Raw genomic sequence first — 19,115 nt, forward strand, 5'->3', positions numbered from 1 at the left:
GACACGTGCATCGCCGGCACTAGGCTGGCGAACAGAACAAATAATAAGGGCAGGGAATCGCCGTGAAACCCGTCATCGCATCTTGAGCACAGCCGTACGACCTTCCGCACTCGCGCCGTTCCGCATCCGCAACTACCGCTTTCAATGGCCATCCGATCTGCTCACCTCCTGGGCATTCGAGGTGGAGACACTGGTGCTTGGCTGGTACATCATGGTGGAGACCGGCTCGGTGCTGCTGCTCACCATCCTGGCATCGCTGCAATATGTCGGGACACTGATTGCGCCGGTGTTCGGGATGGTCGGAGACCGCATCGGTCACCGGGATCTTCTCGTCGCGATGCGCCTTGCCTATACGGCGCTGTCTTCGACCATCATGGCGCTGGCCCTCACCGGCCATCTGGCGCCACTCAATGTGATGATCGTCGTCGCGGTCATGGGCCTGATCCGCCCTTCGGATCTCGGCATGCGCAGCGCGCTGCTCGCCAGCATCATGCCGGCCGAACAACTGGTTGGTGCCATAAGTCTGTCGCGCACGACCCAGGATAGCGCGCGCATCGCCGGCGCCTTGACCGGCGCCGGACTGTTCGCCGCGCTCGGCATCGGCCTCGTCTATGTGGCGATTGCCAGTCTCTATCTCGTTGCCGCGATCCTGATGCTCGGCTTGACCCGACAGGCAAAGTCCTCTGCTGCAAGTCACCGCCCGGTGGACGGCCGCGCCGGCACGGGACTGCTGCGCGACCTGAAGGAAGGCGTGGCTTATGCCTGGAATGGCCCCGGGATGAGGGCGGCGCTCTGCGTCGCATTCTTGGCCAATCTCACGGCATTTCCGCTGACGAACGGATTACTGCCTTTCGTCGCGCGCGACATCTTTCATACCGACCAGACCGGTCTAGGCTATCTGTCGGCGAGTTTCGCCGTAGGCTCGCTGATCGGCTCCATCACGCTGAGCCTAGTGGGCGGCTTGCCCATCGCCCGGCTTCTGATCGGCGCAACACTGGCCTGGTACGCGATGTTGCTGGTGTTCGTCGGACTGAGGACGATGCCGGTCGCCATGGCCTGCCTCGTGCTCGCCGGCATCGCCCAGAGCATGTCGATGATTGCCGCCGCCGTGATCCTGATGCGCGCGGCGAGCGCGCACCTCCGGGGCCGCGTGATGGGGGTGCGCATGATGGTGATCTACGGCTTGCCGCTCGGGTTGCTCGCGGCGGGCAGTTTGATCGATCGCATCGGCTATTCGGCGACAGGCTCGCTGTATGCGATCTCGGGGTTCATTGCGATGATGGGGATTGCAGTGCGCTGGCGCGACGATCTGTGGCCGGCACACGCGCCAGCCAATGCGCGATGAAGGGACGGCGCCCCAGGCCCTAATCCCCATACCCGCGCAACCGCTCGACATCGAGGATGGTGATGCCGCCATATTCGAGCCGCAGCAGCCCCTCCTTCTCGAGCCGATTCAGCGCGCGGTTCGCGTTCTGCCGCGACATGCCAGACAGTGCGCCGATCTCCTCCTGCGTGATCTCAAGATGCGTCTTGGAATCCGGATAGAGGATCGGGTTGAACAGTGAAGCGATGCTGCGGGCAAGGCGTGCGGTGGCGTCCAGCGTGCGGTTGACCTCGAGCATGCCGATGAACTGGCCGAGCCGCTCGTTGAGCTGGCGCACCAGGAAGCGGTTGAAGCCGACGCTGTTCTCGAACAGCCAGAGGAAGGTGCTGCGCTCCATAAGTGCAAGGCGGCTGTCGCGGAGCGCGACCACGTCGTAGCGCCGCGGCTCGTTCTTGAGCACGCTGCCCTCGCCGAACCAGGCTCCCGCGGTGAGCCCCGCCAAACTCGTCTCCTTGCCGTCGCGCGATACCCCGCCCATCCGTGCGAGCCCACTGACCACGCCGGCCCAATAGTCGAATTTGTCGCCACGCATGAAGACGGTCTCGCCGTTGACGTAGGATTTTTCGACGATCCCGGCGCGGGCGACCTCAATCTCACGTGTCGCGAGTTCGCGCGACCATGCGGCGACGCGCTTCAATTGATCCTCAGAAATCATGATCTCGAAGCCAACCGCACGTACCGTCACCCCGCTCGATTGCTGCATCGCAACAAATTCGCCTCATTCGCCGCGCGGCAAAAGAAGCCGGACCCGCCCCCGCGAAAAACTTTGCCGACGAATTGTCAGGCACAAGACATTTCAAAATAGCGCGTTACCCTATTGAGGACCACCTCGCGCGAATAGCGGCTTTTGTTCCCAATGGGGACAACGCCGCCTGGCGTGATCGGGCCGGGACCATCAGCTGCATGGTTTCGTCCGAACGGCCGATATAGGATCGGCCCAAGGGAATGGACGAAAGAGCGCCAAAGCGCCGTCGCCGGGGAGGGAATAATTGGTGGCAACCAGTCTTGAAGTGCGCGGCGTGTCCTTGCGGTTCGGCGGCGTCCGCGCGCTGACCGACGTCAGCTTTTCCATCAAGGACGGCGAGCTGTTCTCGATCATCGGCCCCAACGGCGCCGGCAAGACCTCGATCGTGAACTGTATTTCCGGTCGCTACAAGCCGACCGAAGGCCAGCTGTTCTACCGGGACCGCGACATCACCGGATTGACGCCGAACGCCCGCGCCTCGCTCGGCATCGGCCGCACCTTCCAGAATCTCGCGCTGTTCCACCATATGAGCGTGCTCGACAACATCATGGTCGGCCGTCATCACCTCCTGAAGAATAACTTCATCACCGGCTCGCTGTACTGGCTGACCGGCGCGCGCAAGGAGGAGCTCGCGCACCGCCGCAAGGTCGAGGAGATCATCGACTTTCTCGACTTGCAATCGGTTCGAAAAGCGCAAGCCGGCACCCTGCCCTACGGCCTGCGCAAGCGCGTCGAGCTTGCGCGCGCCATGGCGCTGGAGCCGCGTCTCATTCTTCTCGACGAGCCGATGGCCGGCATGAACTTCGAGGAGAAAGAGGACATGGCCCGCTACATCGTCGATCTCAACGAGGAATTCGGGATGACCGTGGTGATGATCGAGCACGACATGGGCGTGGTGATGGATATTTCCCACCGCGTCATGGTGCTGGATTTCGGCCGCAAGATCGCCGAGGGCGATCCGGCCGCAGTGCTGGCCGATCCCCACGTCAAGCGCGCCTATCTCGGCGAGGAGGACGAGGTGCTGGTCGATCCCGACGACAGGCCCGCGGCCCCGGAGTGCGCGGCATGATGGACTATGCAGGACGCGTCGCGCAGGCCGATACCTATCCGAAACTGCTGAGGCTGAATGCCAAGGAGCACGGCAGCGAGGTCGCGCTGCGCGAAAAGGATTTTGGGCTCTGGCGCCTTTTCACCTGGAGCGATTACCAGACGCGGGTACGCGATTTCGCGCTCGGCCTCGTTGAACTCGGCCTCGGCCGCGGCGACGTCATCGGCATCATCGGTGACAACCGGCCCGACTGGGTCGCGGCGGAAGTGGCCACCCATGCCATCGGCGGTTTGAGCCTCGGGCTCTATCGCGACGTGCTGGACGAGGAAGCCTCCTATCTCCTTACCCATGGCGAGGCACAGCTCGTCTTCGCCGAGGACGAGGAGCAGGTCGACAAGCTTTTGGGGCTTGCCGATCGCGTGCCAGAGCTGAAGCACATCATCTATTCCGATCCGCGCGGCATGCGGAAATATGACGATCCGCGGCTTATGCCGGCCGAAAAGCTCGCCGAGCTCGGCTGTGCGCGCGCTGCACGCGAGCCGGAGCTTTACGACAAGCTCGTGGATACGACCAGGGGCGAGGACGTCGCGATCCTCTGCACGACGTCAGGCACCACCTCGCACCCCAAGCTCGCGATGCTCGCCGCCGGCCGCGTGCTCGGCCACTGCGCGACCTATCTCGCCTTCGATCCGAAAGGACCGGACGACGAATACGTCTCGGTGCTGCCGCTGCCCTGGATCATGGAGCAAGTCTATGTGCTCGGCAAAGGCCTGCTTTGCCGGATGAAGATCAACTTCGTCGAAGAGCCCGACACCATGATGAACGATCTGCGCGAGATCGCGCCGACGTTCGTCCTCTTTGCGCCACGCGTCTGGGAATCGATCGCCGCCGACGTCCGCGCCAAGGTGATGGACGCGACGCCGTTCAAGCAGCGGCTGTTCGATCTTGGCATGAAGACCGGGCTTGCGGCGCTCGCGCAAGGCAAGCATTCGGGCTTTGCCGACATGATCCTGTTCCGCGCCCTGCGCGACCGTCTCGGATTCACTCGGCTGCGCTCGGCCGCGACCGGCGGCGCGGCGCTCGGGCCTGACACCTTCAAATTCTTCCAGGCGATGGGCGTGCCGCTGCGCACGCTTTACGGCCAGACCGAGCTGCTTGGGGCCTACACGCTGCATCCCGCAGGCAAGGTCGACCCTGACACCACCGGCGTGCCGATGGCCGACAGCGTCGAGATCCGCATCGACAACGCCGACGTCCACGGCGTCGGCGAGATCGTGGTGCGGCATCCCAACATGTTCCTGGGCTACTACAAGAACCCCGAGGCAAGCGTCGCCGACATCAGGGATGGCTGGATGCTGTCGGGTGATGCCGGCTATTTCAACGATAACAAGCAGCTCGTCGTCATCGACCGCATCAAGGACCTCGCTGAGACTTCGCGCGGCGAACGCTTCTCGCCGCAGTTCATCGAGAACAAGCTGAAGTTCTCGCCCTATGTCGCCGAAGCCGTAGTGCTGGGTGCGGGCCGCGACGCGCTCGCGACCATGATCTGCATCCGTTACTCCATCATCTCGAAATGGGCGGAGAAGAAGCGGCTCTCGTTCACGACCTATAGCGACCTCGCCTCGCGGCCGGAGGTCTATGCGCTGCTCCAGAAGGAGGTCGAGACGGTCAACGCGACCTTGCCGCCGGCGCAGCGCATCTCGCGCTTCCTCCTGCTCTACAAGGAGTTGGATGCCGACGACGGCGAGCTCACCCGCACTCGAAAAGTGCGCCGCGGCGTCATCAACGAGAAATACGCAGATATTATCGACGCCATCTACCGCGGCGACGCCAACATCCCCGTCGACACCGTGATCCGCTTCCAGGACGGCACCACCCAGCGCGTGCGCACGACGCTGCGGGTAGTAGACCTGGGCGGGCACGGCCACATGGCGGAGGCAGCGGAGTGACACAGGTTGTCGCGCAGGGTGCTGCCCCTCGCCTCTCCACGCTTGCGCATGCGGAGACTCCCCCTCACCCGCCGCGCCTTGCGCGTCGGCCTCTCCCCGCAAGCGGGGAGAGGCGAAAGGTCCAACATACATGAACACCGCCTTCCTCATCCAACTTCTGGTCAACGGTCTCGTGGTCGGCACGCTCTATGGCGTGGTCGCGATGTCGTTTGTGCTGATCTACAAGGCAACGCAAGTCGTCAACTTCGCGCAAGGCGAACTGCTGCTGGTCGGCGCCTGGGTGTGCTGGGCACTGCTGGCGAAATACCAGGTGCCGTTCTGGATCGGCATGCCGATGACGCTCGCCTTCATGTTCGTGTTCGGCATCGCGATCCAGGTCCTGATCCTGCGGCCCATGATCGGCGAGCCGATCATCTCGGTGATCATGGTGACGATCGGCCTCTCGACGGTCTTCCAGGCCGCGCTGAAGTGGATGTTCGGCGTCAACCCGCAGCCGTTCCCGCGGGTTTTCGAAAGCCAGTCGGTTAACCTGTTCGGGCTCCAAATCCAGACCGTCTATATCATGAGCCTCGTGGTGTCGGTTGCAATGATGATCGGCATGGCCTGGTTCTTCCGCGCCTCGAAGTATGGCTTGGCGATGCGCGCCACGGCGTTCAACCAGCAGGTCGCCCAATCGCTCGGTATTTCCGTGAAAAGCGTGTTCGCGATGGCCTGGGCGATCTCTGCGACGGTGTCGGCTGTCGCGGGCGTCGTCGTCGCCGTAGTGAACGGCGTGTCATCGGGTCTGGCCGCCTATGGCATCAAGGTGTTTCCGGCGGCGATCCTCGGCGGGCTCGATTCCGTCGGCGGCGCCGTTCTCGGCGGCATCATCATCGGCCTTCTCGAGAACGTCGCGCAATATGTCGACAGCCAGTATCTGCACTGGGGCAATCTCTACGAGATCGCACCGTTCTACGTCCTCATCATCGTGCTGATGATCAAGCCCTACGGCCTGTTCGGCACCCACGACATCGAGCGGATTTGACCATGGCCGGCCCTGCCCTCATCCCTGCTGGTGATTTCCGCACGACCTACGCGGCCGACACCACGATCTTCCCGACCAGGACCAGCCGCAACTTTGCGATTGCCGGCGTGCTGCTGCTCTGCCTCGCGCCCCAATTCTTCGGCGGATATTGGCTTAGCATCCTGATCCAGATCGGCATCTTCTCGATCGCGGCACTTGGCCTGAACATCCTGGTCGGCTTCACCGGACAGATCTCGATCGGGCACGCCGCCTTCTTCCTGCTCGGCGCCTTCACCTCGGCCTATATCTCCAACAACGCACCGATCCCTGTGTTCTTCGCGATCCCGCTCGCCGGCGTCGTCACCGCGCTCGTCGGCCTGATCTTCGGCATTCCGGCGGCGCGGCTGAAGGGACTCTATCTCGTCATCGCAACGCTCGCGGCGCAATACATCCTGCTCGACTTCTTCTCGCGCGCCGAATGGTTCTCCGGCGGCTCGGTGCCGGCCAGCGCCGAACCGTTCTCGATCTTCGGCTATACGCTGCGCGGCGACAAACAATATTTTTACGTCGTCCTGGCTTACGTGCTCGCGAGCTACGTCCTCGTCACCAATCTGATGCGCACGCGCGACGGCAGAGCGCTGGTCGCGATCCGCGACCACTATCTCTCCGCGGAGATCATGGGCATCAACCTGACAAAATACCGCACGCTGTCGTTTGCGCTCGCCGCCTTCTTCGCCGGCATCGCAGGCGCGCTCTACGCGCATTACCAGCAGGTCGTCTCGCAGGAAGGTTTCGGCATCGAGCGTTCGATCCTGTTCCTCGCCATGATCATCATCGGCGGCACAGGCTCGATCATGGGCACGCTGATGGGGACCGCCTTCGTGGTGCTGCTGCCGGAGTCGATGGAATGGCTCAGCCTGCACTTGAAGGGCGGGGCGATCGACCACGCGCTGTCGCTCAACACCAACATCACCTTCCTGCGCGAGATCGCGATCGGGCTCATCATCATCGCGTTCCTGATGTTCGAGCCGGACGGGCTCGCGCATCGCTGGCGGCAGATCAAGGCATACTGGAAACTCTACCCGTTCTCGCACTGAGCGCGGGCAACTCGACCAAAAATGATAACTGGAGGAACCGACCGATGAAGACAATGTCCCTTTTGAGCACCGCATCGCTCGCGCTTGCGATCGCAGCCTTTTCGGCCAGCGCGCAGGCGCAGATCGCGATCGGTCACCTCGCCGACTATTCCGGCGGCACGTCCGACGTCGGCACTCCTTACGGCCAGGCCGTCGCCGACACGTTCGCATGGATCAACAAGAGCGGCGGCATCGGCGGCAAGCAGTTGAACCTCGACACCAACGATTACGGCTACCAGGTGCCGCGCGCGATCGCGCTGTACAAGAAGTGGTCGGCGCCCGACACCAAGGTCGCGGCGATCATGGGGTGGGGCACCGCGGACACCGAGGCGCTGACCGGCTTCCTCGCGCAGGACAAGATCCCCGACATGTCCGGTTCCTACGCCGCTGCGCTGACCGATCCCGAGGGCACCAGCGGCAAGGCCAAGGCTGCGCCTTACAATTTTTTCTACGGCCCGACCTACTCAGATGCGCTGCGCGCGATGCTGATGTGGGCGGCGGACGACTGGAAGACCAAAGGCAAGAGCGGCAAGCCGAAGTTCGTCCATATGGGCGCGAACCACCCCTACCCGAACGCACCGAAGGCGGCCGGCGAGGCGCTGGCGCACGAGCTCGGGTTCGAGGTGCTGCCGCCGCTGGTGTTCGCGCTGACGCCGGGCGACTACAGCGCACAATGCCTGAGCCTGAAGTCCTCAGGCGCCAACTACGCCTATCTCGGCAACACCGCCGCCTCCAACATCTCGGTGATGAAGGCCTGCAAATCGGCCGGCGTCGACATCCAGTTCCTCGGCAATGTCTGGGGCATGGATGAGAACGCCGCCAAGACCGCGGGCGATGCCGCTGACGGCGTGATCTTCCCGTTGCGCACCTCGGTGAGCTGGGGCGGCGATGCGCCCGGCATGAAGACGGTGATGGAAATTTCGAAGATGTCGGATCCGACCGGCAAGGTTTATCGCCCCGTGCACTACGTCGCGGCCGTGTGCTCGGCCTTGTACATGAAGGAGGCGTTGGACTGGGCCGCCAAGAACGGCGGCGCGACCGGCGAGAACGTCGCCAAGGGCTACTACCAGAAGAAGGACTGGGTACCAGCGGGCATGGAGGGTGTCTGCAATCCCTCGACCTACACCGAGAAGGATCATCGCGGCACGATGAAGGTCGACCTCTATCGCGCCAAGGTGACGGGTGCAACCGACGGCGACCTCAACGACCTCATGGCCAAGGGCACGATCAAGCTCGAGAAGGTGAAGACGGTCGAGCTGCCGCGCAAGCCGGAATGGTTCGGCTGGTGAGCGGCGTTACTGCCCCCCACGCAACTGTCATCCCCCGCGAAAGCGGGGGATCCAGCACGCCGCGGCTTTCTCCCGTCGTTCCGGGGCAATGCGAAGCATTGAACCCGGAACCTCGAGATTCCGGGTTCGCCTCTTCGAGGCGCCCCGGAATGACGAACCAAGAGAACGAGAGTAACCGACCATGAGTGACGTGGCTCATATCGAGCGCCCCTCGCCTGGCGTCGTTCCCACGCCGCCGCTGCTCAGCGTGCGCAACATCGAGGTCGTCTATGACGACGTCATCCTGGTGCTGCGGGGCTTGAGCCTCGAGGTGCCCAAGGGTGCGATCGTGGCACTGCTGGGCGCCAATGGCGCCGGCAAGTCGACGACGCTGAAGGCGATCTCCGGCCTGCTCAAGACCGAGGACGGTGAGGTGACGCGCGGAGAGATCATGTTCGACGGCGACCGTATCAACGGCATCGATCCCGACAAGATCGTCCGCCGCGGCATCTTCCAGGTGATGGAGGGCCGGCGCATCGTCGCCGACATGACGTCGCTGGAGAACCTCAAGCTCGGCGCCTTCACCCGCAGCGACCGCGAGGTCGATGCCGATCTCGACATGGTCTTCAACTACTTCCCGCGTCTGAAGGAGCGCACGGGCCTTGCCGGCTATCTCTCCGGCGGCGAACAGCAGATGCTCGCGATCGGCCGCGCGCTGATGGCACGCCCAAAGATGATTTTGATGGACGAACCGTCGATGGGTCTGTCGCCGCTGCTGGTGAAAGAGGTCTTTGCGATCATCAAGAAGATCAATCGCGACCTCGGCGTCACTATCCTTCTGGTCGAGCAGAATGCGCGCGCCGCGCTCTCGGTCGCAAGCCACGGCTATATCATGGAGCAGGGCAAGGTCGTGCTCGACGGCACCGCCGACGAGCTGCGCGACAACGAGGACGTCAAGGAGTTCTACCTCGGCGGCGCCGGCGATCAGCGCAAAAGCTTCAAGAACCTCAAGAGCTTCAAGCGGCGCAAGCGCTGGCTGTGAGCATAGCGTTTTCAAGCGAAGTGGGAACCGGTTCGCGTGAAGAAAACGCGTCAAAACAATAGCGCTTCACCCGAGTACTTGCTCGGCTTCCGTCACCGCGCAGAGAACATGATAGAACGACGACGCAGGAATGGTCTCGACCAGCGAGTTGCCGTCGCGATCGAATTGATCATACCAGCCGCCTTTCACAGGATGGCTGAGATAGTGCCGTTCCAGCCGCACCAGCGCCGCGCGCGCCTTGTCCGCCGCGCCCGCCTCGCCCGATTCGGCCTGCGCGATCCAGGCTTTCGCGATCTCGGTCTGCGGCCACAGCCGCCGCGAATGCCGGCGGATATTGCCGTCGACGTCGGCTTCGTCGATGAGGCAGCCGGTGGCGGCGTCGTAACTGCGCACCGCCGTCTCCAGCAATTCGCCGCGATAGCGGCCCGTCGGGCAGCCGGTGATGCGCTCGAAGCCCTTCAACAGCCAAACCCATTCGGCCTGGTGACCGGGCTCGACGCTGACTGGTTCGATCTTCGACCAGTCCTCCTCGAAATATTCGCCGAGCGCGCGCTTCTGCTTGTCATAGAGATTGGCGAGGAACAACGCGAAGAACTCGCCGGCGCGGTTCTGGAACGACAGGTCATGCGTCGCGTCAAAACACGCGATCATCGACTCGAACAAATGCATCTGCGGATTTTGCCGGCGCGGCATCGTTATCGGCAGGCTCTCGTGAACACCGCCATGCGGCGAGCGCAGATGCGCGTCGATGAAGGCGAGCAGCGCGTCGATCTCGGCGCGAACCTGCGCGTCCTTGTCCAGCGCGTAGACGGTCGCGAACGCAAGCAGGATGAAGGCGTGGTCGTAGGCATCGCGCTTGCCATCCAACACGGCACCTTCCGGCGTCAAGCGATGCACGTAGCCGGGACGGCCGTCCGGCGCCTTGGCGCGCGTCAGCATGTGCTCCAATCCCCTCAGCGCGATCGCGCGGCCTTCCGGATACCAGCCCATCTGCGCGGCCTTGGCGTAACAGTAGATCTGGCGGGCCTGCACCAACACCCGGCGCGGCGCCGTACGATCCGCCGTGCCGTCCTTGTGCAGACGGTCGACGAAGCCGCCCGAGGCGGCATCCCAGCCCTCGCTGGACCACAACGGCAGCGCCTCGTCGATCATCCGCAGCTTCAACCTGGCGACGACATCGGCGGCCTCCTCCGTCGTGATCCCCTGTTCGTTGGCCATTCCACTTTCTCCAGCTCCGGCTGCCGCCCTGATAGCGACGCGCGCAAGGTGGCGCAACGGATGCGAACCAGTTGAGGACCAGCCATGACCGCCCATTACGACGCCCTTGAGACGCGCGCGCCTGACGAGCGCGAGGCCGAACTGTTCTCGCGCCTGCCGGGCATCCTGCACCATGCCATGGCCGCACCGGCATATGCCGAGCGCCTGAAGGGCTTCGAGCCGGCCTCCGTGACCTCACGGGAGGCGCTGGCGCGGTTGCCGGTGCTGCGCAAGTCGGAACTGCCTGCCCTGCACAAGGCCTCCCTGCCCTTCGGCGGCTTCGTGGCGCACCCGCCCGGAGCATTCGCACGGCTCTTCACCTCGCCCGGACCGATCTTCGAGCCGGAGGGAACCCAGGCCGACCCCTGGCGCGGTGCGCGAGCGCTATTCGCCGCGGGTTTTCGGCCAGGCGAGGCCGTACTCAACACGTTCAGCTATCACCTGACACCTGGCGGCTTCATTTTCGACGCTTCGGCGCGGGCGCTCGGCTGTGCCGTGATTCCGGCCGGCCCTGGCAATGCAGAAGCGCAATTTGAGCTGATCGAGGCTTACCGGCCGACCGGCTACAGCGGCACGCCGGACTTTCTGAAGATCCTGCTCGACGCCGCTGCGACTGCGGGGCGCGATGTCTCTTCGATCAAGCGCGCGCTGGTCTCGGGCGCCGCGTTTCCGCCCTCGCTCCAGGCCGAGATCAAGGCGCGTGGCATCGACGCCTACCAGGCCTTCGGCACCGCTGATCTCGGCCTCATCGCCTTCGAGACGGAGGCGCGCGAAGGTATGGTCCTCAACGAGAACCTGATCATGGAGATCGTCAAGCCAGGCACTGGCGATCCCGTTGCGCCAGGAGACGTCGGCGAGATCGTGGTGACCTCGCTCGACCCGCATCATCCATGGATCCGCCTTGCGCTCGGCGACCTCACCGCGACGCTGCCAGGCAGGAGCTCCTGCGGCCGCACCAACATGCGGATCAAGGGCTGGATGGGTCGCGCCGACCAGACCACCAAGGTCAAGGGTATGTTCGTCCGCCCCGAACAGATCGCCGAGATCGGCAAGCGCCATCCCGCGCTCGGGCGCCTGCGCCTCGTGGTCACCCGCGAGGGCGAGACGGATGCGATGACGTTGAAGGCTGAGACCGCGACGACAAGCGAGGCGCTACGCGAGGAGACCGCCACCACACTACGCGCGGTGACGAAGCTCGGTGGCAATGTCGAGCTGGTGAGCCCGGGCGCGCTGCCGAACGACGGCAAGGTGATTGCCGATGATCGGTAGGATCTCGAAGCGGAGGCGGAGTGCCATACCGAGCAAAACGCGCTCAGCTGGCTGACCGATCCATTAGCTGCGACCGAGATTGCTGTACTCTACAAGGTTCGAGGCCACAATTGCCCAGCGTCTCTGACTCCCTGATCAAATCCAGAACGGTATCCACACCTATAGCAACAGACGCCTATTCCAACAGCCACGATGAAGAACACAAGGTATTCCATTCGGTACCTCCCGCTCTTTGCTCTTCCTGTATTGCTGACTTGCCTGGTTTGATTACAGCGAAATTGGCGCTGGTTTTTGAGGCTCAATGGCTGAACGCTCGGATCGTGCCAACAACTTCGTTCTGCTGCGTGGGGGTGATCTCGGCGAACATGGGCAGCGACAGGATGCTGTTCTGGTCGGCATACGCGTTTGGGAACTCTTGAGGCCGATGGTCGAAGCGCCGGTAAGCTGGCAGCAGAGGCAGCGCCGTCGGATAGTTGATTGCAGTCTGGATTCCCATTGCGTTGAGATATGTAGCGAGGGCGTCGCGCCTAGGATGCCTAATCGTGTAGAGATGATAGACGTGGGTTCGCCAGGGCGCTACGTGCGGTACCTTCACGTCCTCGATCTGGTTCAGTGCGGCATCGTAAAATCTTGCAGCGTCCTGACGTGCGCGGGTCCAGTCCGAAAGATGCGGCAGCTTAGCCGACAGGATCGCGGCCTGTAGACCGTCCAGCCGGCTGTTGACGCCCTCGATCTGGTGCTGGTGCTTCACCAGCCCGCCATGCCGTGCGAGCATCGCGATGTGCTCGGCCAGGCCCGCATCGTTGGTGACAACCGCTCCGGCATCGCCCATGGCGCCGAGGTTCTTGCCCGGATAGAACGAATAGGTCGCCACCTGGCCAAACGTCCCTACCGGCTGCCCCTTGAACTGCGCCTGGTGTGCCTGCGCGCAGTCCTCGACGACCCAGAGACCGTGCTTCTTCGCGATCGCCATGATCGCGTCCATGTCCGCGGGCTGACCATAAAGATGCACGGGAATGATGCCGACCGTGCGCGGCGTGATCGCGGCCTCGATCGCGTTCGGGTCGATGGTGAAGGTCACGCCATCCGTGTCGCAGAATTTTACCGTCGCGCCGGCATGCGTGATCATCGCGGAGGTCGAAATCCAGGAATGCGCCGTGGTGATGACCTCGTCACCAGGATTCACTTTCAGGGCGGCCATCGCAAGGTACAGCGCATCCGTGCCATTGGCGCAGGAGATGCAATACTTGACGGAGGCTGCTTTGGCGAACTCCTGCTCGAAGGCCTCGACATAGGGGCCGCGGATGAACGCATTGTCGCGGATCACGTTTGCGATTGCCGCATCGATCTCGCCTTTGATGTTTTGATACTGAAGCTGAAGATCGGCGAAAGGTACCGCCATGCGTGCCTCTATTTTCGCGACGGGAGCCGCCGAACCGGATTGCCGGCATAAGTGCCGGCGACGGTAATGTCTTTCGTGACCACCGAGCCCGCTCCAATCACGACGTCGTCGACGATTCTAACCGGCATGATCGTGGCGTTGGAACCGATGGAGACGCGGTTTCCGATCCTCGTCTCGCGCCAGAGCTCCTTGTGGCCGCGGGCAGGCCCGCCACTCGCAAACGTATCGTTGATGAACATCACGCCGTGCCCGACGAAGCAATCCTCGCCGATGGTAACGAGCTCGCAGATGAAACTATGCGACTGAACGCGCGTGCGCGCGCCGATGACCGCACTCTTCTGAATTTCGGTGAACGGTCCGATGAAGCAATCATCGCCGATTCTGCAGCCATAGAGGTTGCAGGGCTCGACCACTTTCACACGCGCACCGAATGCGACGTCGTCGCGTATGCCGGCCTGATGCAGGAGAGGCCCGTTCACGAGGCGACGCCAAGCCGGCTGCGACGCGGCATAAAGCGGAGAGCCACCTCCTGCCCAGTCTCGATGGATTCATAGAGCGCCGAAATTAGCTCCAGGCTCTTGCGGCCCTGCAGCCCATCAACGAGTGCGGCGCCACGATCCGCCAGACAGTCGACGACATGCTGATAGTAGGCTTGGTGACCGAACCCGTAAACATTCGGCGGATTGACCGAGTATTTCTCGATCACTTCCTTGTCCGAAGGCAGTTCATCGACAAAGCGCCAGTGCCTGATCTGATTCATCGCGAAACCGGCAATCTCCACCGCGCCCTTTTCGCCGAGGATCGACAAAGAGCCTTCGAGATCGACGGGGCGCGCGGCGGTGGTCGCCTCAATGATACCCAAGGCACCGTTCCGGAACCTCAGTGTCGCCACCGCAGTGTCTTCGGTCTCGATCTTCACCAGCGCAGCCGTACTGCGGGCATGGACGCTGACGACGTCGCCGAAGAACCATTCCAGCATGTCGATGTGGTGGCTGGCCTGGTTGGTGAGCACGCCGCCATCAAACGCCCAGGTACCGCGCCAGGGATCCTGATCGTAATAGGCCTGATCCCGGCACCAGCGCACGCGGACGGTGCCAAGCACGAGTTTGCCGAACCTGCCGGCATCGAGTGCCTCGCGCGCCTTGACGATCGGGACGTTGAAACGGTTCTGCTTGACGACGAAGAGCTTCACGCCTGCCTCGTCGCAGGCGCGGATCATGTCGTCGGCGTCCTGCAGTCGCAGCGCCATGGGTTTTTCGACCACGACATGCATCCCGGCGCGCGCGCAGGCAACGACATGCTGCGGGTGCAGACCGCTCGGCGTGAGCACAGCAACCGCATCGATGTCCTTGCGCGAGAGAAAATCATCGATGTCATAGCTTGCGGAAACTCCGAATTTAACGGCAATCGCGTCCGCCCGCGCTCGCTGTGTATCGCAAACAGCGACCAGCCTGGCGCCTTCGATGTGGTTGCCACCCAACAGGTCAGAGTGACGTTTGGAAATACGCCCGCAACCCAGCAGGCCGAACCTGATCACGGCAATCTCCTTGGCAAGACTGTGATCCTTGTCCTGGACCAACCGAACTCGTCAACGGCCCTATTCACTAACGGGATGGGACACGAAATCAAGGACTTGATCGGAATATTCGCGGCAAGCCCGCATGGTTGCTATTTGGCAGAAGGCTTGCTTATTGTAGTTTTTCAACCGGTGTCTCCATGAAAAAATCGGCCGTATTTCTCGATCGAGATGGGGTTCTCAACGAGGACACCGGGTACGTCTTCGATCCACGCAAGCTGAAATGGATTGAAGGCGCTCAAGAGGCAGTCAAGACTATCAACGAAGCTGGCTACTTTGCCTTTGTGGTGACAAACCAATCGGGCGTGGCCCGCGGCCTGTTCGATGAGGACGATGTGCAGGCACTTCACGCCTGGATGGTCGACGAATTGGCAAAGATCGGTGCACGCATCGACGACTTCGAGTATTGCCCCGACCATCCCGAGGCCGTTGTGGAACGCTATCGACGGACTAACATCCGGCGTAAGCCAGGCCCCGGCATGATCGACGACCTTGTTGCTCGTCACAACGTGGACGTCGGTGGAAGCATTCTGATCGGCGACAAGGAGACCGATGTCGAGGCAGCTCGTGCAGCCGGCATCAAAGGGTACCTGTTTCCCGGAGGAAACCTCCTTACCTTTGTGAGGTCGATTCTCGTCGAAAATCCAGCCTCATGTCGTAATCGTCAGGACTAGTGTCATCGTTTTGGAACACTGAACCTGATGCAGGATCGTATCCCTGAGGTGGTCGAGCTGGTTCGGTGGGTGACCGGCAATTTCCGGCGTAGGTCGACCGATCACCAGACTATCATAATCTTGGCGAGATTGCCTCGCGGCGACGCCGACGCCATTGCAGGAACTCAGACTGCGGCACGAGGATCACAGTCGGTCCTACCGCAGGACCGCCTCGGCTAGACGGGCGCAGCGTCCTCGCGCGGCATTCGGAACACGACAAAATGAGAGACAGAAAAATTCACGCCAAACGCGGCGACAATCGAAATCAGCTTGGCGATAGGAACATTCATATAGCGGGAGAGCACAACCAAGGTCGTCGTTGCGACGACTAATCCGAATATCCCCGAGGCAGCGAAGCTCAAGTATCGACTAAGACTGTACAGTCCACCTGTCTCTCGCCCGAAAGTGATTTTCGTGTTCATCACATAAGAGCCCGAAACTGCGACCAGCCAAGCAACCACATTCGACGAGATCAGCGGCAGGTGGGCAAGCTGAAACGCGACCGTAAACGTGGCCACGTCGACGACAACGTTCACCACCCCGATCGACGCAAAGCTGAACAGCTTCGCCAGGACCGTGCGCCGATACCATGCGTCAGCTACGCTAGCCAGAAGACGTTCCACTGCTTGCAATGCTCTTTGCCTCTGCCAGAGAGATATCAAGTGCGCGCAGGGCTGGCCACTCGGGCGAAGCAAGAATTCAGACGGTGTTGCCGTTAAGCAACGCCCTGCAGCGAGCGCAGTTCGCTGCAGCGCACACAATCAGAGATAGTGCAAGGGAACTCAACTGCGCTGAAGGGCTACGCGCATCGGGGATGCCAACGGGCTGCACGGCAAGCGCAGAGAGTTGTCGGCTACCTTGCCCGCGCCATCATTCGCAATGCCGTACCATTGGAACAAGGAACGGCGACGGAAATCAGCGGGGAAGCCGCCGCAAATCCGCGCGAGCCCTTTCTGCAAGGGGATCGTCACCGTGACGCGCGATGAACAACTCAAGCGCCTCCGCCGTGCCCTTGCGACGAGCCAATTCGTACTCCTCGGCGACTGCTATGGACGGGTCGCGCGGCGGCGGCATCGAAGGGGCTCGCTCTGCCTTGCCGATCTCATCTGCTTTGGTTTTCCCGCTCATGACAAGTTGCTTCTCCAGGAACCGCAGATCCAGGTTGGTGGGCAATATGAGAAGGCCCAGGACGCCCAAGGCAAGGCAAAGGCGCATGGCTACCCCCTTTTGTCGCTTGCGGCCAAATTCCGTCGTCCCGTACAAGCACAAGTCGTCGGTTAACAAGTCGTTATCGGCCCTGAAAGGGCGCCGAAAATTAACCAAACTTATCCATCTAACGATAAACTGACTCGTGGGGCCGAAGCCGGCCGACGCAGATACTCCGGAGTCGTTCCTTGGCAACCGCTGTTTCCGTAAGTGCCACCAACAACCAGGACATTGACGGCATGCTGGCCGGTGTCAAATGGTCCGGCACGATCACCTATAGTTTTCCGGATTCGTCGAGCGATTATGTGTCCGGCTACGGCAAGGGCGAGCCGACCGCATCGGGCTTCAGTCAGGCCCCCGCCCAGATGCAGACCGCGATCAACTACGCGATCGGACTGATCCTCAGCTATACCAACGCCACGATTCAGTACGCCGGAACCAACGGCGCGGACATCATGATAGCGCAGTCGTCCGCTGCCAATCCGACCTCCTACGCCTACTATCCGGGAAACTATGCCGAGGGCGGCGACGTCTGGTTCGGGACCGCGTACAATTATTCATTGGCGGCGATGGGCAACTACTACTTTACGACCGCGCTGCACGAACTCGGTCACGCCTTTGGCCTCAAGCACAGCCAGGAGACCGGCGGCGTCGCCAACGTCGCGGTGCCGACCGCGCATGACGACAGTGAATACACTGTCATGAGCTACCGCAGCTATGTCGGCGCTTCGACGACGAGCGGCTATACAAACGAGGCCTACGGCTATCCGCAGACCTACATGGCCAACGATATCCTGGCACTCCAGACGCTGTATGGCGCGAACTACACAACACAGAGCGGCAACACGGTCTACACGTGGAGCCCGACCACCGGGCAGGAGTTCATCAACGGTGTCGGACAGCTGGCACCGGGTGGCGGCGTCGGCGGCTCCGCCAACCGCATCTACGAGACGATCTGGGACGGCGGAGGCGTCGATACCTACGATCTGTCCAACTACACGACGAACCTGAGCATCAATCTCAATCCCGGCGCGTCGTCTGTGTTCTCCTCTACGCAGCTAGCCTATCTCGGCAACGGCCACTACGCGTCCGGCAACGTCTACAACTCCTATCTCTACAACAACGACCCCCGTTCCTACATCGATAACGCCACCGGCGGCTCCGGCAACGATGTAATCGTCGGCAATGCCATCGCGAACGTGCTGAATGGCGGCTCTGGCAACGACACCATCACCGGCGGCGGCGGCAACGACACTATCATCGGTGGTGCCGGCACCGACACGGCGGTGTATTCCGGTAGCGAGGCAAACTATCTTTTCGCCTACAATGCGAGCACGCAGACCTTCACGATCACGGATCAGCGCTCGGGCTCGCCAGATGGTACAGATACCGTCACGGGCGTGGAGAATTTCCAGTTCGCCGATGGCACGATGACAAGCTCTTTGGTGGTGAGCCTGCTCACACCCGTTGTCGTTGAGGCGACCGGTGCGACCAGCCTGGTACAGGCTGGGACCAACTATTATCTTGAGTCGGCGGTCGGGAGCATCGGCGGACCGGAGCTGAAGTTTGGGGGGGCGGCGCTCACTGCTGGCCAGTTTGGCAGCAACTGGACCATCCTTGGTGCAGAGGCTGTCAGCGGCGGCTACGACGTGGCCTGGAAGAATACTGCCACCGGCCTCTACAACATCTGGAGCGTCGACAGCAGCGGCAACTACGTCACAGATCTCCTCTCGAGCGCCTCGCCAAACAGCGGATCGCTGGAATCATTCGAGACGATCTTCCATCAGGACCTGAACGGCGATGGTACGATCGGCCTTGTCGGGACGACGATCGAGGCACTTGGCGCGACCAGCTTGGTGCAAGTTGGGGCCAACTATTATCTTGAGCCGGTCGGGAGTAACAGCGGACCGGTGCTGAAGTTTGGCGGGCCAGCGCTCACGGCCGGCCAGTTTGGCAGCTATTGGAGCATCCTCGGTGCAGAGGCTGTCAGCGGCGGCTACGACGTGGCCTGGAAGAATACTGCCACCGGCCTCTACAACATCTGGAGCGTCGACAGCAGCGGCAACTACGTCACAGATCTCCTCTCGAGCGCCTCGCCAAACAGCGGATCGCTGGAG

The 19,115-nt window shown here is 62.2% G+C and carries 17 protein-coding genes; 10 read left to right on the top strand and 7 right to left on the bottom strand.

Features of this window, described 5'->3' with window-relative positions; translation table 11 throughout:
* Window positions 1-82 precede the first annotated feature (82 nt).
* Window positions 83-1,345: an MFS transporter gene (locus tag Q3C01_RS33085; RefSeq protein WP_458149463.1), complete on the top strand. Its 1,263-nt coding sequence runs from the start codon at window positions 83-85 to the stop codon at window positions 1,343-1,345.
* Between the two features lie 19 nt (window positions 1,346-1,364).
* Here Q3C01_RS33085 and Q3C01_RS33090 read toward each other — a convergent pair whose 3' ends face one another.
* Window positions 1,365-2,039 (bottom strand): Crp/Fnr family transcriptional regulator, encoded by a 675-nt coding sequence (locus Q3C01_RS33090; RefSeq protein ID WP_458149493.1) that lies wholly within the window; start codon window positions 2,037-2,039, stop codon window positions 1,365-1,367.
* A 337-nt stretch (window positions 2,040-2,376) separates the two neighbouring features.
* Here Q3C01_RS33090 and Q3C01_RS33095 point away from each other — a divergent pair, with 337 nt between their 5' ends.
* From Q3C01_RS33095 to Q3C01_RS33120, 6 genes are all read left to right on the top strand, one after another.
* Entirely contained in the window at window positions 2,377-3,198 is an 822-nt protein-coding gene (locus tag Q3C01_RS33095; RefSeq protein ID WP_458149464.1) for an ABC transporter ATP-binding protein, read from the top strand.
* Window positions 3,195-5,126: a long-chain fatty acid--CoA ligase gene (locus Q3C01_RS33100; RefSeq protein ID WP_458149465.1), complete on the top strand. Its 1,932-nt coding sequence runs from the start codon at window positions 3,195-3,197 to the stop codon at window positions 5,124-5,126. The genes Q3C01_RS33095 and Q3C01_RS33100 overlap by 4 nt, the downstream gene beginning before the upstream one ends.
* A 130-nt stretch (window positions 5,127-5,256) precedes the next feature.
* Entirely contained in the window at window positions 5,257-6,150 is an 894-nt protein-coding gene (locus Q3C01_RS33105; RefSeq protein WP_458149466.1) for a branched-chain amino acid ABC transporter permease, read from the top strand.
* Window positions 6,151-6,152: 2 nt separating this feature from the next.
* Window positions 6,153-7,226 carry a branched-chain amino acid ABC transporter permease gene (locus tag Q3C01_RS33110; RefSeq protein WP_458149467.1) on the top strand — a complete coding sequence of 358 codons (1,074 nt, stop codon included), beginning with the start codon at window positions 6,153-6,155 and terminating at the stop codon, window positions 7,224-7,226.
* Between the two features lie 44 nt (window positions 7,227-7,270).
* Entirely contained in the window at window positions 7,271-8,554 is a 1,284-nt protein-coding gene (locus Q3C01_RS33115) for an ABC transporter substrate-binding protein (protein WP_458149468.1), read from the top strand.
* Between the two features lie 181 nt (window positions 8,555-8,735).
* Window positions 8,736-9,575 carry an ABC transporter ATP-binding protein gene (locus Q3C01_RS33120; RefSeq protein ID WP_458149469.1) on the top strand — a complete coding sequence of 280 codons (840 nt, stop codon included), beginning with the start codon at window positions 8,736-8,738 and terminating at the stop codon, window positions 9,573-9,575.
* Window positions 9,576-9,641: 66 nt separating this feature from the next.
* Here Q3C01_RS33120 and Q3C01_RS33125 read toward each other — a convergent pair whose 3' ends face one another.
* On the bottom strand, window positions 9,642-10,793 hold the full coding sequence (locus Q3C01_RS33125) for an AGE family epimerase/isomerase (RefSeq protein ID WP_458149470.1): 1,152 nt from the start codon (window positions 10,791-10,793) through the stop codon (window positions 9,642-9,644).
* An 84-nt stretch (window positions 10,794-10,877) separates the two neighbouring features.
* On the opposite strand from Q3C01_RS33125, the gene Q3C01_RS33130 reads away from it, so the two are divergent.
* A complete protein-coding gene (locus tag Q3C01_RS33130) occupies window positions 10,878-12,101 on the top strand; it encodes a phenylacetate--CoA ligase family protein (RefSeq protein WP_458149471.1) in 1,224 nt (407 codons plus the stop codon).
* Between the two features lie 298 nt (window positions 12,102-12,399).
* Here the strand turns inward: Q3C01_RS33130 and Q3C01_RS33135 are convergent, their stop codons facing one another.
* From Q3C01_RS33135 to Q3C01_RS33145, 3 genes are read right to left on the bottom strand one after another with little or no spacing between them, the layout of a single operon-like run.
* Complete coding sequence (locus tag Q3C01_RS33135) at window positions 12,400-13,503, bottom strand: DegT/DnrJ/EryC1/StrS family aminotransferase (protein ID WP_458149472.1); 1,104 nt, start codon at window positions 13,501-13,503, stop codon at window positions 12,400-12,402.
* A gap of 8 nt (window positions 13,504-13,511) precedes the next feature.
* On the bottom strand, window positions 13,512-13,982 hold the full coding sequence (locus Q3C01_RS33140) for an acyltransferase (protein ID WP_458149473.1): 471 nt from the start codon (window positions 13,980-13,982) through the stop codon (window positions 13,512-13,514).
* Entirely contained in the window at window positions 13,979-15,082 is a 1,104-nt protein-coding gene (locus tag Q3C01_RS33145; RefSeq protein ID WP_458149474.1) for a Gfo/Idh/MocA family protein, read from the bottom strand. The genes Q3C01_RS33140 and Q3C01_RS33145 overlap by 4 nt, the downstream gene beginning before the upstream one ends.
* Before the next feature lie 137 nt (window positions 15,083-15,219).
* Between Q3C01_RS33145 and Q3C01_RS33150 the strand changes: the two genes are divergently transcribed.
* A complete protein-coding gene (locus Q3C01_RS33150) occupies window positions 15,220-15,753 on the top strand; it encodes a D-glycero-alpha-D-manno-heptose-1,7-bisphosphate 7-phosphatase (protein ID WP_458149475.1) in 534 nt (177 codons plus the stop codon).
* Between the two features lie 215 nt (window positions 15,754-15,968).
* Here the strand turns inward: Q3C01_RS33150 and Q3C01_RS33155 are convergent, their stop codons facing one another.
* On the bottom strand, window positions 15,969-16,415 hold the full coding sequence (locus Q3C01_RS33155; protein ID WP_458149476.1) for a GtrA family protein: 447 nt from the start codon (window positions 16,413-16,415) through the stop codon (window positions 15,969-15,971).
* Between the two features lie 292 nt (window positions 16,416-16,707).
* Window positions 16,708-17,076, bottom strand: a complete 369-nt coding sequence (locus Q3C01_RS33160) for a hypothetical protein (protein WP_458149477.1) — start codon at window positions 17,074-17,076, stop codon at window positions 16,708-16,710.
* Window positions 17,077-17,186: 110 nt separating this feature from the next.
* On the opposite strand from Q3C01_RS33160, the gene Q3C01_RS33165 reads away from it, so the two are divergent.
* A partial coding sequence (locus Q3C01_RS33165; RefSeq protein ID WP_458149478.1) for a M10 family metallopeptidase C-terminal domain-containing protein occupies window positions 17,187-19,115 on the top strand: 1,929 nt, incomplete at its 3' end.

It is taken from the genome of Bradyrhizobium sp. UFLA05-109, assembly GCF_054185165.1.

Coding starts and splice junctions, on each gene's coding strand:
- Q3C01_RS33120 (WP_458149469.1), top strand. CDS start 8,736: ATGAGTGACGTGGCTCATATCGAGCGCCCCTCGCCTGGCGTCGTTCCC.
- Q3C01_RS33135 (WP_458149472.1), bottom strand. CDS start 13,503: ATGGCGGTACCTTTCGCCGATCTTCAGCTTCAGTATCAAAACATCAAA.
- Q3C01_RS33090 (WP_458149493.1), bottom strand. CDS start 2,039: ATGATTTCTGAGGATCAATTGAAGCGCGTCGCCGCATGGTCGCGCGAA.
- Q3C01_RS33130 (WP_458149471.1), top strand. CDS start 10,878: ATGACCGCCCATTACGACGCCCTTGAGACGCGCGCGCCTGACGAGCGC.
- Q3C01_RS33105 (WP_458149466.1), top strand. CDS start 5,257: ATGAACACCGCCTTCCTCATCCAACTTCTGGTCAACGGTCTCGTGGTC.
- Q3C01_RS33100 (WP_458149465.1), top strand. CDS start 3,195: ATGATGGACTATGCAGGACGCGTCGCGCAGGCCGATACCTATCCGAAA.
- Q3C01_RS33150 (WP_458149475.1), top strand. CDS start 15,220: ATGAAAAAATCGGCCGTATTTCTCGATCGAGATGGGGTTCTCAACGAG.
- Q3C01_RS33115 (WP_458149468.1), top strand. CDS start 7,271: ATGAAGACAATGTCCCTTTTGAGCACCGCATCGCTCGCGCTTGCGATC.
- Q3C01_RS33110 (WP_458149467.1), top strand. CDS start 6,153: ATGGCCGGCCCTGCCCTCATCCCTGCTGGTGATTTCCGCACGACCTAC.
- Q3C01_RS33125 (WP_458149470.1), bottom strand. CDS start 10,793: ATGGCCAACGAACAGGGGATCACGACGGAGGAGGCCGCCGATGTCGTC.